The organism is Alloalcanivorax sp., from assembly GCF_964221125.1.
In the GTDB taxonomy this organism is placed as follows: Bacteria; Pseudomonadota; Gammaproteobacteria; order Pseudomonadales; family Alcanivoracaceae; genus Alloalcanivorax; species Alloalcanivorax venustensis.
This window is the reverse complement of the sequence record NZ_CAXPXK010000015.1, coordinates 1-12,211: the sequence shown is the minus strand read 5'-3', so window position 1 is coordinate 12,211 and position 12,211 is coordinate 1. Positions and strand designations below refer to the sequence as shown.

Here is a 12,211-nt window from a genome sequence, read left to right as displayed (position 1 = left end):
TCCGAGGCTTCGCCGCGGGCCTCGCCGGCGGACAGCAGAATACCGCTGACGATGGATTTGCAGCGCAGCACCTGGGTCTGCATTTCGCCGATCTCCTGGGCCAGATCCGGGTCGGACTGGAACACCGTCATGCGCCGCCAGTCGCCCAGAATCACCGCCAGGGTGGCCACCCGCGTGCCTAGTTCGTGGGCGGCGCCGGAGGCCAGCAGGCCCATGCGCACGATGTGCTCTTCCTCGGCGGCGCGCTGGCGCAGGGCCGCCAGGCGCGCGTCCCGGTCGCGCCGGTTGCGGGTAATGCGGTTGATAAAGATCACCAGCAGCACCGCGTTGAGCACGAAGCACAGCAGCATGCCCTGGATATAGAGGCTCAGCGGGCCCAGTTCGTAGTCGAGCGGCAACGGCAGCGGCCGGGCGGCGAACTCCAGGGCCACGAAACAGCCGGCGGTGACCAGCAGAATGATCCAGGTGGACCAGGCCTCCAGCAGCACCGCCGCCAGCACCACCTGCAGCAGGTAGAGGAAAATAAAGGGGTTGGTGGCGCCACCGCTGAGATAGAGCTGCATGGTGAGCGTGATCACGTCCACCAGCAGGGCGACGAACAGCTCGCCGTTACTGACCGGCCGCCGCAGCCGCAGGCGCAGCAGGCTGGCGCCGTTGAACGCCACCAGCCCGGCCAGCACCGCGAACATGTACAGCAGCGGCAGCTCGATCCTGAACACGAAGAAGACCACCAGGATGGTGCCCACCTGACCGAGCACGGCGATCCAGCGCAGCTGGATCAGCTGCTGCATGTTCTTGCGCCCGGTGGCGTCGTCGTCCACCGGCGTGTTCGCGCTGGGCGGAATCATCGCGGGTCTCCTGATCGGCGCGGCCGGAATTCTTCCCGGGCCGCGTAGCCGGCGCCGCCGGCCACCATCAGCGCGAGCATAAACCAGGTGAGCGCATAGACCAGGTGATTATTGCGGAATTGGATCACGGTGAGGCCGGACACCGGCTGACCGGCACCGCCGCCTTCAGCCAACGGCGGCGCCTCGGCGTCGACGAAGTACGGCGCCACCCGGTCCAGGCCACGGGCCTTGGCGATGGCGGCCACGTCGCGGGAATACCAGCGGTCCTTTTCCGGCGCGTTATCGCGCAGAAAGGCACCGCCCGGTTCGCTGGGGCGCAGCAGGCCGGTGATCGTCACGGGCCCGCGCGGCTCGCCCTCCCGGCGCTGCGCCCGTTGCCGGTTCTCCGGTGCCACGAAGCCCCGGTTGATCAGTACCGTGGTGCCGTCCTGGCGGCGCAGCGGGGTCAATACCCAGTAACCGCTGCCGAGAACGGTGCTGGCCTGCACCAGGGTCTCCCGCTGGTGCAGGAACTCGCCGTGCAGGCGCACCCGCAGATATTCGTACTCTTGCGGGTCGATGTCGGCGCCCGCCGGGGCGGCCACCGGCGGCGCGTCCACGCGCTGCTCGACCCGCTCGATCAGGTCCAGCTTCCAGGCCCGCCGCTCCAGCTGCCACTGGCCGAGCGCCAGGAAGCCGATAAAAGCCAGCAGCGCCAGGGCGCCCCACAGCAGCCGCCCCGGCCAGCGGCGGGCAGTCCGCGGGGCCATCTCAGCCCCAGGGGTCCTGCATCATCCCCGGCATCATGTTCACGTTCAGGTGGTACATGACCCACAGCGAACCGGCCAGGGTAATGAACACGATCACCGCCGTGAAAATCAGCGCCAGCATGTTCCAGCCGCCCTGGGAGCGGAAGTTCATGTGCAGGAAATAGATCATGTGCACTACGATCTGCACCGCCGCCAGGCTCAGGATCACCAGGGCGGTGACGCCGGTGCTCTCGAACACGTCGGCCATCACCACCCAGAACGGGATCACCGTGAGCACCACGGCGAGCACGAAGCCGGTCATGTACCCCTTGAAGGTACTGTGCGGCGCATCGGGGAGGACGTCGTCGTGAGCCGCGTCGTGATGATCGCTCATGGCAGGACTCCCATCAGGTAGACAAAGGTGAACACGCCGATCCAGACCACATCCAGGAAATGCCAGAACATGGACAGACAGAACAGACGGCGCTGGTTCTCGACGATCAGCCCGTGCTTACGCAGCTGCACCACCAGCACCACCCGCCAGATGATACCGAACAGCACGTGCAGGCCGTGCGTACCCACCAGGGCGAAGAAGGAGGTCAGGAAGGCGCTGCGCTGCGGGCCCGCCCCTTCATTCAACAGATGGGCGAACTCGTACAGCTCCAGGCCCAGGAAGGCCACGCCCAACAGACCGGTCACCGCCAGCCAGCCGATGGTGGCGCCGACCCGCTTGCGCTGCGTCTCCAGCATGGCGAAGCCATAGGTGATCGACGACAGCAGCAGGAACGAGGTGTTGATCGCCACCAGCGGCAGATCGAACAGCTCGGCGCCGGTGGGGCCGCCCGCGTAACTGCGCCCCAGCACGCCATAGGTGGCGAACAGACAGGCGAAGATCAGGCAGTCGCTCATCAGGTAGAGCCAGAACCCCAGCAACGTGCCGGTTTCCGGGTGATGATCCTCGGTGACGTGAAACTCCAGGGCTTCCACGTCACCGCTTTCCGGGGTGTAGGTGGTCTCAGACATGGCTGGCTAACATCCGCGTACGTTCCGCTTCCACCCGCTCCACTTCTTCGGCGGGAATGTGATAGTCACGGTCATAGTTAAAGGTATGGCCGATGGCGACCGCCAGCAGCGCGGCGAAGCTCACCCCCGCCAGCAACCACATGTGCCACACCAGGGCGAAGCCCAGCACCGTACTGATACCGGCGAGAATGATGCCCGCGGCGGTATTCTTCGGCATATGGATGGCCTTGAAGCCCTGCTCCGGCCGGCGGTACTTGTGCTGCTTCATCTGCCACCAGGCATCCAGATCATGCACCCGGGGCGTGAAGGCGAAGTTGTACTGCGGCGGCGGCGACGAGGTGGCCCACTCCAGGGTGCGGCCGTCCCAGGGGTCGCCGGTGGTGTCGCGCAGCTGATCCCGGCGACGGTGGCTCACCACCAACTGCACGATGAAGAACAGAATACCCAGGGCGATCAGGAAGGCGCCGAAGGCGGCCACCTGGAACCAGAACTGCATGGCGGCGTCTTCCTCGAACTGGCTCATGCGCCGGGTGACGCCCATCAGGCCGAGCACGTACAGCGGCATGAAGGCGAAGTAGAAGCCGATGGTCCAGAACCAGAACGACATCTTGCCCCAGAACGGGTCCAGCTTGTAACCGAACGCCTTGGGATACCAGTAAGTGATACCCGCGAACAGACCGAACAGCACACCACCGATAATCACGTTATGGAAATGCGCCACCAGGAACAGGCTGTTGTGCAGCACGAAGTCCGCCGGCGGCACCGCCAGCAACACACCGGTCATGCCACCGATCACGAAGGTGATGATGAAACCGATGGTCCACAGCATGGGCACCTCGAAGCGGATGCGGCCCCGGTACATGGTGAACAGCCAGTTGAAAATCTTCGCCCCGGTTGGGATCGAGATGATCATGGTGGTGATGCCGAAGAACGAATTCACGCTGGCCCCCGACCCCATGGTGAAGAAGTGGTGCAGCCAGACCATGTAGGAGAGCACCGTGATCACCACCGTGGCGTAGACCATGGAGGCATAGCCGAACAGGCGCTTGCCGCTGTAGGTGGACACCACTTCGGAGAAGATACCGAAGGCCGGCAGAATCAGGATGTACACCTCCGGGTGACCCCAGATCCAGATCAGGTTGATGTACATCATCACGTTGCCGCCCAGATCATTGGTGAAGAAGGCGGTGCCGAGATAACGGTCCAGCAGCAGCATGCCCAGCACCGCGGTGAGTACCGGGAAGGCGGCGACGATCAGGACGTTGGTGCACAGGGAGGTCCAGGTGAACACCGGCATTTTCATCAGATTCATGCCGGGGGCGCGCATCTTGACGATGGTCACCAACAGGTTGATGCCCGATAGCAAGGTGCCCACCCCGGCGATCTGTAGCGCCCATAGATAGTAATCCACCCCCACCCCGGGGCTTTCCATGATCCCCGATAACGGCGGGTAGGCCAGCCAGCCGGTCTTGGCGAACTCACCGATGAACAGGGACGCCATCACCAGGGCGGCGCCGCTGGCGGTCATCCAGAAGCTGAAGTTATTGAGAAACGGGAAGGCCACATCCCGGGCGCCGATCTGCAACGGAATGATGTAGTTCATGATGCCGGTGATCAGCGGCATGGCGACGAAGAAGATCATGATCACGCCGTGGGCGGTAAAGATCTGATCGTAATGATCCGGTGGCAGGTAACCGGTGGCGTCGCCGAACGCCCAGGCCTGCTGAATGCGCATCATGATGGCGTCGGCAAAGCCGCGCAGCAGCATCACCAGACCCAGCACCATGTACATGATGCCGATCTTTTTGTGGTCGATACTGGTGAACCACTCTTTCCACAGATAGCCCCAGACGCGGTAGTAGGTCAGCGCCCCCAACAGGGCGACGCCGCCGATCGCCACGACCACGAACGTTGCCACGATCACCGGCTCATGGAGCGGAATGGCGTCCCAGGACAGACGTCCGAAAATCAGCTGGGTGAGATCGAGTTGCTCAAGCATGTTCAGTTCCCATGAGATCCGTGGTCATGATCCGGTTCGTGATGATCCATCATGTCCTTCATGCACACCGTGCCCGGGTCCACGCAGCGGTTCAGGATGGCGTCATACAGCCCGGGATCGACATCGGCGTAATAGCGCACCGGTTCCTTCTGGCTGGGTTCGGCGAGTTGCTTGTAGGACGCCCGGCTGAGCTCGCCGCCATCGTCACGCACCTTTTCCACCCAGTCTTCAAAGTCCGCCTCCGTTTCCAGGCCGTGGAAATGGAAGCGCATGTGGGAGAAACCGGCGCCGCTGTAGTTGGCGGAGAAACCGTCGTACACGCCGGGCTCGTTGATCACGCCGTGCAGCTTGGTCTCCATGCCCGCCATGGAATAGATCTGCCCGGCCAGCGCGGGGATGTAGAACGAGTTCATGTTCGAGTGCGAGGTGATCTCGAAGCGGATCGGCCGGTCCACCGGCGCCGCCAGTTCGTTGACGGTGGCGATGCCCTGCTCCGGATAGAAGAACAGCCATTTCCACTCCAGCGACACCACCTGCACCACCAGCGGCTCGGTGCCTTCGGGCACCGGGCGGCTGGCGTCGATGCGGTCCAGCGGGCGATACGGGTCCAGCTTATGGGTGCTCACCCAGGTGATCGCGCCCAGCGCGATGATGATCAGCAACGGCACCGCCCAGATCACCAGCTCGAGCATGGTCGAGTGATCCCAGTCCGGCGAATACTCCGCGTCCCGGTTGGAAGCGCGATAACGCCAGGCGAACATCAGCGTCATGATGATCACCGGCACGATCACGATCAGCATCAGACCGGTGGCCCAGAGAATCAGATCACGCTGTTGCATGGCGACATCGCCAGAGGGCGACATCACCACCATGTCACAGCCCGCCAGCAGGGCCAGGGGAACGGATAGAAGGGCGCCTCGAAGCGGCCTGGATAATGAAAACAGCTTGGGAAATGCCATTGCCGGATCAGGATTTGTGGCCCACGATACGAACGACTCTACTCGTTGGGGGACGTCGCGGGAATTGGACATTTTGTCCTATGGCGGCGCCCCCGGGTTCAGGCGATGCTATGCATTGGTCGTCCGTTGACGTGCTTAACCCTTTGTTTGCATAAAGAGCCAGCATCATGTCCAGCAGCCAAGATCAAACCACGACGCCCGTCACTACCCTGGAACAGGATCTGCGTAATACCACCGCCGACCGCTCCAAGGTGGCGCCCGGGGAAATCGCCGTGGGCGTGGTGATCGGCCGCGCCTCGGAGTACTTCGATTTCTTCGTGTTCGGCATCGCCTCGGTGCTGGTGTTCCCCTACGTATTCTTCCCGTTCCTGGGGCGCCTGGAAGGCATGCTGGCGGCGTTCATTATTTTTTCGTTCGCGTTCCTGGCCCGGCCCTTCGGCACCGCCCTGTTCATGACCATCCAGCGGCACTGGGGCCGCGGCGTGAAACTCACCGTGGCGCTGTTCATGCTGGGCACCGCCACCGTCGGCATGGCGTTGCTGCCCACCTACGACACCCTGGGCGTCTGGACCATCCTGCTGCTGGCACTGTTCCGTATTCTCCAGGGCTTTGCGCTGGGCGGTTCCTGGGACGGCCTGCCCTCTCTGCTGGCACTGAACGCGCCGCGCGATCGGCGCAGCTGGTACGCCATGCTCGGCCAGCTCGGCGCGCCGATCGGCTTCCTGGTGGCCGCGGCCCTGTTCCTGTACCTGGTGCTGAGCCTCTCCAGTGAGGATTTCCTGGGCTGGGGTTGGCGCTATCCGTTCTTCGTCGCCTTCGCGATCAACGTGGTGGCGCTGTTCGCGCGCCTGCGCCTGGTGGTCACCGATGAGTACACCCGCGCCCTGGAAGAAGGCGAACTGGAGCCCATCGGCACCCGCGAGATGCTGCGCCGGCAGGGCTACAACATCTTTATCGGCTCGTTCGCGGCGCTGGCCAGCTACGCCCTGTTCCACATGGTGACCATTTTTCCGTTGTCCTGGATCAGCTTTAACGAAAGCCAGTCGATCCACGACGTGCTCGGCGTCCAGCTCGCCGGCGCGGTGCTCGCCGTGTTCGGCACCATCGCCTCCGGCTGGATCGCCGATCGCATCGGCAAGCGCACCACGGTGGCTTTGCTGGCCTGTCTGATCGGTGTCTTCGCGCTGTTCACGCCGATGCTGCTGGACGGCTCCCCGGTCCAGCAGGACGCCTTTATCCTGATCGGCTTCGCCCTGCTGGGCGTCTCCTACGGCCAGGCCGCCGGCACCGTGACCACCAACTTCGAGCGCCGCTTCCGCTACACCGGGGCGGCCTTCACCTCGGATTTCGCCTGGCTGTTCGGCGCCGCCTTCGCGCCGCTGGTGGCGCTCGGGCTGTCGGCCAACTTCGGCCTCGCCTACGTCAGTGTCTACCTGCTCTCCGGGGTGGTCTGCACGCTGCTGGCGTTGCGCATCAACAAATCGCTGGAAGCCAGCGACTAGGGCCTGTTCACACCAGGAAAGGCCGGGCGGCGTCGATGACGGCGTCCGGCGCTTCGGTCTGTGGGTAGTGGCCGACGCCGGCCAGTTCCACCACGTCCGGGTCGGGAATCAGCTCCCGGTAGCGCGCCACCATGTGGCCGCCGGACACCGGGTCCTCGGTGCCGTCGATCAAACGCACCGGGATACCGCGCCGCGCCGCGTCGCGCAGAGCGCCCACCCAGCGTTCACGGTGGCGGCGCCGCTCTTCCATGTAGCGAATCAGGCGCGGCATCACCGCGCGGCCGTTTCGGTGCTGCAGCAACGCCCAATAACCCGCCACTTCGCCGTCCGGCAGGGGCCGGGCGCAGATGTGGCGGAAGGTGGCTTCCATCTTCTCGAAGGTGAAGAACTTCACCACCAGGGGGCCGAGCGGGCTGATCAGCAGTTTCTGCAGGCGCACCGGCAGGTGGGTTTCCGGGAACAGGCCGCCGTTGAGCAGCACCACCTTGTCGATCTCCAGGCCGGGCTGTTGCCGGTCGGCGCGCTCGCCGTGGCGGGCCAGCAGCTCCTGGGTGACGGTGTCGCCGTAGTCGTGGGCCAGTATCCGGCAGCGCGCCACGCCCAGCTCGGCGAGCAGGGCTTCCACCATGTCCGCCTGGGCGAGAATGCTGTAGGGAAAGCGGCGCGGCTTGGCGCTGAGCCCGAAGCCCAGCAGGTCCATCATGATCACCCGGTAGTCGGCGGTGAACGCCGGCAGGATGTGCCGCCAGTCCCAACTGGCGGTGGGAAAGCCGTGGATCATCACCAGCACCGGACGGTCGGCGCCGCCCTCATCCCGGTACCAGATGTCCTGGCCGTTCCAGTCGAAGGTGGCACCGCCGGCCCGCCAGGTCTCGATCGCCTGGAGGGCGGGCTGGTGTGGGTCAGAGGGCATCGGTGTTCTCCTTGTTATCGCCCGCGCCGCGAGTGCCGCTAGCTCAGTGAGCCCAACGCCGCCTTGGTGAACGGCTCGATCTCATCATGCTGGCCGTCGCGCATTTTGACCAGCCAGTTGGGGTCCTGCAGCAAGGCTCGGCCCACCGCGATCAGGTCGAACTCGTCCGCCGCCATGCGCTTGGCCAGGTCCTCGATGCCCTTGGGGTTGGCGTTGCCGCCGATGCCCTGGTTGTTGGCGCCGATAAAGTCGTCGTCCAGCCCCACGCTGCCCACGGAGATCACCGGCTTGCCGGTGAGCTTGCGGGTCCAGCCGGCCAGGTTCAGGTCGGAGCCTTCGAATTCAGGGGTCCAGAAGCGGCGCGTGGAGGCGTGGAACACGTCCACGCCGGCGTCGGTGAACAGCGTCAGGAAGCGCTCCAGCTCTTCCGGGGTTTCCGCCAGACGCGCTTCGTAATCCTGCTGCTTCCACTGGGAAAAGCGCAGCACGATGGCGAAGTCCTCGCCCACCGCGGCGCGCACCGCCTCGACGATTTCCACGCCGAAGCGGGCGCGGTTTTCCAGGGAGCCGCCGTACTGGTCGTCACGCTGGTTGGTGCCTTCCCAGAAGAACTGGTCCAGCAGGTAGCCGTGGGCGCCGTGGATCTCCACGCCGTCGAAGCCGATCTCCTTGGCGGCGCGGGCGGAATCCGCGAACGCCTGGATCACGTCCTGGATGTCCTTCAGGGTCATGGCTTCGCCATTGGGCTTGCCGGGCTTGAACAGGCCGGACGGGGAGTAACCGGGGGCGTCCTTGTCCGGGCCCACGCCGGGCCGGCGGGTGCCGCCCACGTGCCAGAGCTGGGGAATGATGGCGCCGTTGGCGGCGTGCACCTGGCGCACCACTTCCTTCCAGCCGTTGAGCGCCGCTTCGCCATGGAACGCCGGCACGCTGTCGTGGCCCGGCGCGCCGGGGTGACCCACGGTGGTGCCCTCGGTGATCAGCAGCCCCACTTCGCCCTCGGCGCGGCGCCGGTAGTAGCCGGCCACTTCCTCGGTGGGCACCTGGCCCGGTGAGAAATTGCGGGTCATGGGCGCCATCGCCACCCGGTTACGCAGCTTCAGGGATTTGCATTCAAAAGGACGGAACAAAGGGGCCAGATCAGCGCTCATTGGGGCACTCCAGACAGGGATACGATAACAGGCAATTCGGTTGCGTTTCGAAACCGTACCCATAACGGTTTCTTCTTGCAACCGTATTTGGCACACTGCCCCCATGGTCCGTAAACGATTTCCCGACACCCACTGCTCCGTGGCCCGCGCCCTCAATGACGTGGGCGACTGGTGGTCCCTTCTGGTGGTGAAAGAAGCCATGCTCGGCACCCGCCGGTTCGTGGACTTTCAGCAGAACCTCGGCATCGCCCGCAATATTCTCTGCGACCGTCTGGCGCGGCTGCTGGAGAACGGCGTGCTGATCAAGCAGGACGTGGGCGAGCACGGCACCCGCTACGAGTACCGGCTCACCGACAAGGGGCGGGATCTGTTCACGGTGATCACCGCGCTGCGTCAGTGGAGCGACCGCTGGAACGGGGAAAGCGACGGCCCGGAACTGGTCGACCGGGCCAACGGCGAACCGGTGCGGACCGTGGCGGTGCAAAGCCGCGATGGCCGCGCGCTGGACGTGCGCGCGGTGGTCTACCGGGATTCGTCGGACACCGACAGCGCCGCGGGCTGATCCTCCAGCTCGATGCGGCGCGCCTTCCAGTAACGCTCCTTCCAATAGACGTTGTTCAGCGACGAGGTCATCACGCCGCGGCTGGTGGAGGCATGCAGAAAGCGCTTGCCGCCCATGTAGATGCCCACATGGCGCTGGCGGAAGCCGGTCTTGAAGAACACCAGATCGCCGGCCTGCAGCTGCGAGCGGCTCACCCTCTCCCCCTCCCGGGCCAGTTCCTCGGTGGTGCGCGGCAGGTCGACGCCGAGCTTTGACCGGAAGGTGATCTGCACGAAGGCGGAACAGTCCACGCCGGCCTCGCTGCTGCCGCCAAGCCGGTACGGCACGCCGCGCCAGCGCTCCGCCTGGGCGCGCAGCAGCGGCAGCACCGGCGAGCTCTCGCCCCCGGCGCCCTGGGCGGGCACGTCGTCGCGTAGCAGCGGCGGCGGCTCGCCGCCGGCGGCACGCTCTTCCACATGGGGCGCCGGGCGGCTGGCGCAGCCGACAAGCAACGCCGCCAGTATCAAAAGCACCGGCAGTGAGGCGCGCTGAAGAACGGGGGCAAAAAGCACGGAAACGGCGTCTCCCTGGGTTTTCGGAACAGCGTTTTGCGGACTATACCGCCGGCCGGCGGCGCCCGCCAACGCCAAAGTCAGTGGTGTCCCTGGTGTTCCATCATGTGCCTGGGGTTGTGCATGCCCTGTTTTACGCCGAAGCGGATCAGCAGCACATTGACGGGGTAAGCCACCAGCAACCCCACCGACAGGGAGATAATCAGCGCGCCCCAGAACACCGGGTCCCCGATACGGGCGTCGCCGGCCAGGCCGGCGTTCACCGACAGGGCCGAAGCTTCCATAACCGTGATGCTGATCGATTCGGCCACCACCGAGTCCTTCAGCGCGACGCCGAACGCCTCACCGGCCTGCACCAGCGGCCCCAGTGTGAAGGCGAAGCCGATGATATAGGCGAGCGTGAAGGTGGTCAGGTTGACCGGCCAGCCGGTCATGGCCAGGAGCCCGGCCAGCGTCAGCACACCGATAATTTCACCGAGACCGCAACCTGAGTAACAGTGGGCCACGGAGCGGAAGCTCTTGCGCCACAGGGAATCGTGGGCGATCTGGCCGCGCCCGGTATACCAGTACACCGCCAGTCCCAGGGGGCCGGAATACAGCACCGTCAGCACCCAGGCGACCTTCATCATGCCGCCCAGGAAGGCGTTGTGGCGGCGCAGGTCCTGGATTACCCAGGCGGCGCAGGCCAGGGATATCACGGCCCAGACCGCCAGCACCGGCCAGGTCAACCACTGAGAGAGCATATCGCCTCCTTGCATTCTCGCTTCCGTCACGCGGAGAAAGGGGCTCAGCTTCGGCGGGGAAGGCCGGGTCCACAAGCGCGGACCCGGCATCATTACGAAGTTTCACAACGGCGTCAGACGCCGGCCAGCTCCCGGCGCAGCTCACCGATCACCGCCGGATAATCGTCCTTGCCGAAAATCGCGGAGCCGGCCACGAAGGTGTCGGCGCCGGCGGCCGCCACCTGGCGGATGTTCTTTTCCGAGATACCGCCGTCCACTTCCAGGCGGATATCCCGGCCGCTGGCGTCGATCAGGGCGCGCACTTGCTCGATCTTGCCCAGGGTGCCGGGAATGAACGACTGGCCGCCGAAGCCCGGGTTCACGCTCATCAACAGCACCCTGTCGAGCTTGTCCATCACGTACTCCAGGCACGCCGGGCTGGTCGCCGGGTTGAGCACCAGCCCGGCCTGGCAGCCGGCGTCGTGAATCAGCTGCAGGGAGCGGTCCACGTGGGCGGAGGCCTCCGGGTGGAAGGTGATCATGGAGGCACCGGCGTCGGCGAACATGCGGATCAGATCATCCACCGGGCTGACCATCAGATGGACGTCGATGGGCGCGGTGATGCCGTGCTGACGCAGCGCCTTGCAGACCATCGGGCCGATGGTCAGGTTGGGCACGTAGTGGTTGTCCATGACGTCGAAATGGATCATGTCGGCGCCGGCGGCAAGCACCGCGTCGCACTCCTCGCCCAGGCGCGCGAAGTCGGCGGCGAGAATGGAGGGGGCGATGAAGTCGGTTTGCTTGGCCATGAAATGTCCTTAGTCAGTGTGCGGGGCGGCCAGAAAACGGTCGAGCGCCGCCAACCGTTCCGGGGTGCCGATGTCCCACCAGTGGCCGCGGTGGTGCTCGCCGCTGACCCGCTGCTGCGCCATGGCGGCGCGCAGCACCGGCGCCAGCCGGCGCTCACCGTCGTCGAGCGCGGCGAACAGGGCCGGGTCGAGCCGGGCGATACCGGCGTAGGTGAGCCGGGGCTCGGCATTATCGCTTACCCGGCCCCCGGCTGTTAAATGGAAATCGCCGCTGTCGTGGTGGGCCGGGTTGTCCACCAGCACCAGCCGCGCCAGGTCGTCGCCCACCGGCGCGTCGACCAGGGCGCTGAAATCGTAGTCGGTCCAGATGTCGCCGTTGACCAGCAGAAAAGGGTCCGACCCCAGCAACGGCAGGGCCCGGCGGATGCCGCCGGCGGTTTCCAG

12 protein-coding genes and 2 pseudogenes are annotated in these 12,211 nt (G+C 65.3%); 2 read left to right on the top strand and 12 right to left on the bottom strand.

Annotation, left to right across the window (positions count from 1 at the left end; all coding sequences use genetic code 11):
* The 6 genes and pseudogenes from ACEQZD_RS01980 to cyoA form a co-directional block, all read right to left on the bottom strand.
* A pseudogene (locus ACEQZD_RS01980) lies at window positions 1-848 on the bottom strand (sensor histidine kinase); the annotation flags it as partial.
* On the bottom strand, window positions 845-1,597 hold the full coding sequence (locus ACEQZD_RS01975) for an SURF1 family protein (RefSeq protein WP_370183653.1): 753 nt from the start codon (window positions 1,595-1,597) through the stop codon (window positions 845-847). The gene ACEQZD_RS01975 and the pseudogene ACEQZD_RS01980, both read right to left, overlap by 4 nt.
* Window position 1,598: 1 nt before the next feature.
* Window positions 1,599-1,970 carry a cytochrome o ubiquinol oxidase subunit IV gene (gene cyoD, locus ACEQZD_RS01970; RefSeq protein WP_067610483.1) on the bottom strand — a complete coding sequence of 124 codons (372 nt, stop codon included), beginning with the start codon at window positions 1,968-1,970 and terminating at the stop codon, window positions 1,599-1,601.
* Complete coding sequence (cyoC, locus tag ACEQZD_RS01965; RefSeq protein WP_370183651.1) at window positions 1,967-2,599, bottom strand: cytochrome o ubiquinol oxidase subunit III; 633 nt, start codon at window positions 2,597-2,599, stop codon at window positions 1,967-1,969. Before cyoC ends, cyoD begins: the two co-directional genes overlap by 4 nt.
* Complete coding sequence (gene cyoB, locus ACEQZD_RS01960) at window positions 2,592-4,598, bottom strand: cytochrome o ubiquinol oxidase subunit I (protein WP_142947290.1); 2,007 nt, start codon at window positions 4,596-4,598, stop codon at window positions 2,592-2,594. The genes cyoC and cyoB overlap by 8 nt, the downstream gene beginning before the upstream one ends.
* Before the next feature lie 2 nt (window positions 4,599-4,600).
* Window positions 4,601-5,557 carry a ubiquinol oxidase subunit II gene (cyoA, locus tag ACEQZD_RS01955; RefSeq protein ID WP_142947291.1) on the bottom strand — a complete coding sequence of 319 codons (957 nt, stop codon included), beginning with the start codon at window positions 5,555-5,557 and terminating at the stop codon, window positions 4,601-4,603.
* 167 nt (window positions 5,558-5,724) lie between these two features.
* On the opposite strand from cyoA, the gene ACEQZD_RS01950 reads away from it, so the two are divergent.
* The gene (locus ACEQZD_RS01950; protein WP_142947292.1) at window positions 5,725-7,059 is read left to right on the top strand and encodes an MFS transporter; all 1,335 of its coding nucleotides are present in this window, start codon (window positions 5,725-5,727) and stop codon (window positions 7,057-7,059) included.
* A 7-nt stretch (window positions 7,060-7,066) separates the two neighbouring features.
* Here ACEQZD_RS01950 and ACEQZD_RS01945 read toward each other — a convergent pair whose 3' ends face one another.
* The gene (locus ACEQZD_RS01945; protein ID WP_370183647.1) at window positions 7,067-7,972 is read right to left on the bottom strand and encodes an alpha/beta fold hydrolase; all 906 of its coding nucleotides are present in this window, start codon (window positions 7,970-7,972) and stop codon (window positions 7,067-7,069) included.
* Window positions 7,973-8,010: 38 nt separating this feature from the next.
* Window positions 8,011-9,123, bottom strand: a complete 1,113-nt coding sequence (locus ACEQZD_RS01940) for an NADH:flavin oxidoreductase (RefSeq protein WP_142947294.1) — start codon at window positions 9,121-9,123, stop codon at window positions 8,011-8,013.
* A gap of 103 nt (window positions 9,124-9,226) precedes the next feature.
* Between ACEQZD_RS01940 and ACEQZD_RS01935 the strand changes: the two genes are divergently transcribed.
* The gene (locus tag ACEQZD_RS01935; RefSeq protein ID WP_142947295.1) at window positions 9,227-9,685 is read left to right on the top strand and encodes a helix-turn-helix domain-containing protein; all 459 of its coding nucleotides are present in this window, start codon (window positions 9,227-9,229) and stop codon (window positions 9,683-9,685) included.
* Here ACEQZD_RS01935 and ACEQZD_RS01930 read toward each other — a convergent pair.
* From ACEQZD_RS01930 to ACEQZD_RS01915, 4 genes and pseudogenes are all read right to left on the bottom strand, one after another.
* Complete coding sequence (locus tag ACEQZD_RS01930) at window positions 9,646-10,236, bottom strand: NlpC/P60 family protein (RefSeq protein WP_255442111.1); 591 nt, start codon at window positions 10,234-10,236, stop codon at window positions 9,646-9,648. The genes ACEQZD_RS01935 and ACEQZD_RS01930 overlap by 40 nt on opposite strands.
* Before the next feature lie 80 nt (window positions 10,237-10,316).
* Window positions 10,317-10,979, bottom strand: coding sequence for a DUF4396 domain-containing protein (locus ACEQZD_RS01925; RefSeq protein WP_221929711.1), 663 nt, complete (start codon window positions 10,977-10,979; stop codon window positions 10,317-10,319).
* Between the two features lie 113 nt (window positions 10,980-11,092).
* Window positions 11,093-11,767: a ribulose-phosphate 3-epimerase gene (rpe, locus tag ACEQZD_RS01920; protein WP_370183643.1), complete on the bottom strand. Its 675-nt coding sequence runs from the start codon at window positions 11,765-11,767 to the stop codon at window positions 11,093-11,095.
* A gap of 9 nt (window positions 11,768-11,776) precedes the next feature.
* Window positions 11,777-12,211: pseudogene (locus tag ACEQZD_RS01915) on the bottom strand (mannose-1-phosphate guanylyltransferase); the annotation flags it as partial.

Excerpts from the sequence above, each read along its gene's own strand:
- cyoA (WP_142947291.1), bottom strand. The coding sequence starts at position 5,557 with ATGGCATTTCCCAAGCTGTTTTCATTATCCAGGCCGCTTCGAGGCGCC.
- ACEQZD_RS01925 (WP_221929711.1), bottom strand. The coding sequence starts at position 10,979 with ATGCTCTCTCAGTGGTTGACCTGGCCGGTGCTGGCGGTCTGGGCCGTG.
- ACEQZD_RS01940 (WP_142947294.1), bottom strand. The coding sequence starts at position 9,123 with ATGAGCGCTGATCTGGCCCCTTTGTTCCGTCCTTTTGAATGCAAATCC.
- cyoB (WP_142947290.1), bottom strand. The coding sequence starts at position 4,598 with ATGCTTGAGCAACTCGATCTCACCCAGCTGATTTTCGGACGTCTGTCC.
- ACEQZD_RS01945 (WP_370183647.1), bottom strand. The coding sequence starts at position 7,972 with ATGCCCTCTGACCCACACCAGCCCGCCCTCCAGGCGATCGAGACCTGG.
- cyoD (WP_067610483.1), bottom strand. The coding sequence starts at position 1,970 with ATGAGCGATCATCACGACGCGGCTCACGACGACGTCCTCCCCGATGCG.
- ACEQZD_RS01975 (WP_370183653.1), bottom strand. The coding sequence starts at position 1,597 with ATGGCCCCGCGGACTGCCCGCCGCTGGCCGGGGCGGCTGCTGTGGGGC.
- ACEQZD_RS01935 (WP_142947295.1), top strand. The coding sequence starts at position 9,227 with ATGGTCCGTAAACGATTTCCCGACACCCACTGCTCCGTGGCCCGCGCC.
- rpe (WP_370183643.1), bottom strand. The coding sequence starts at position 11,767 with ATGGCCAAGCAAACCGACTTCATCGCCCCCTCCATTCTCGCCGCCGAC.
- ACEQZD_RS01950 (WP_142947292.1), top strand. The coding sequence starts at position 5,725 with ATGTCCAGCAGCCAAGATCAAACCACGACGCCCGTCACTACCCTGGAA.
- cyoC (WP_370183651.1), bottom strand. The coding sequence starts at position 2,599 with ATGTCTGAGACCACCTACACCCCGGAAAGCGGTGACGTGGAAGCCCTG.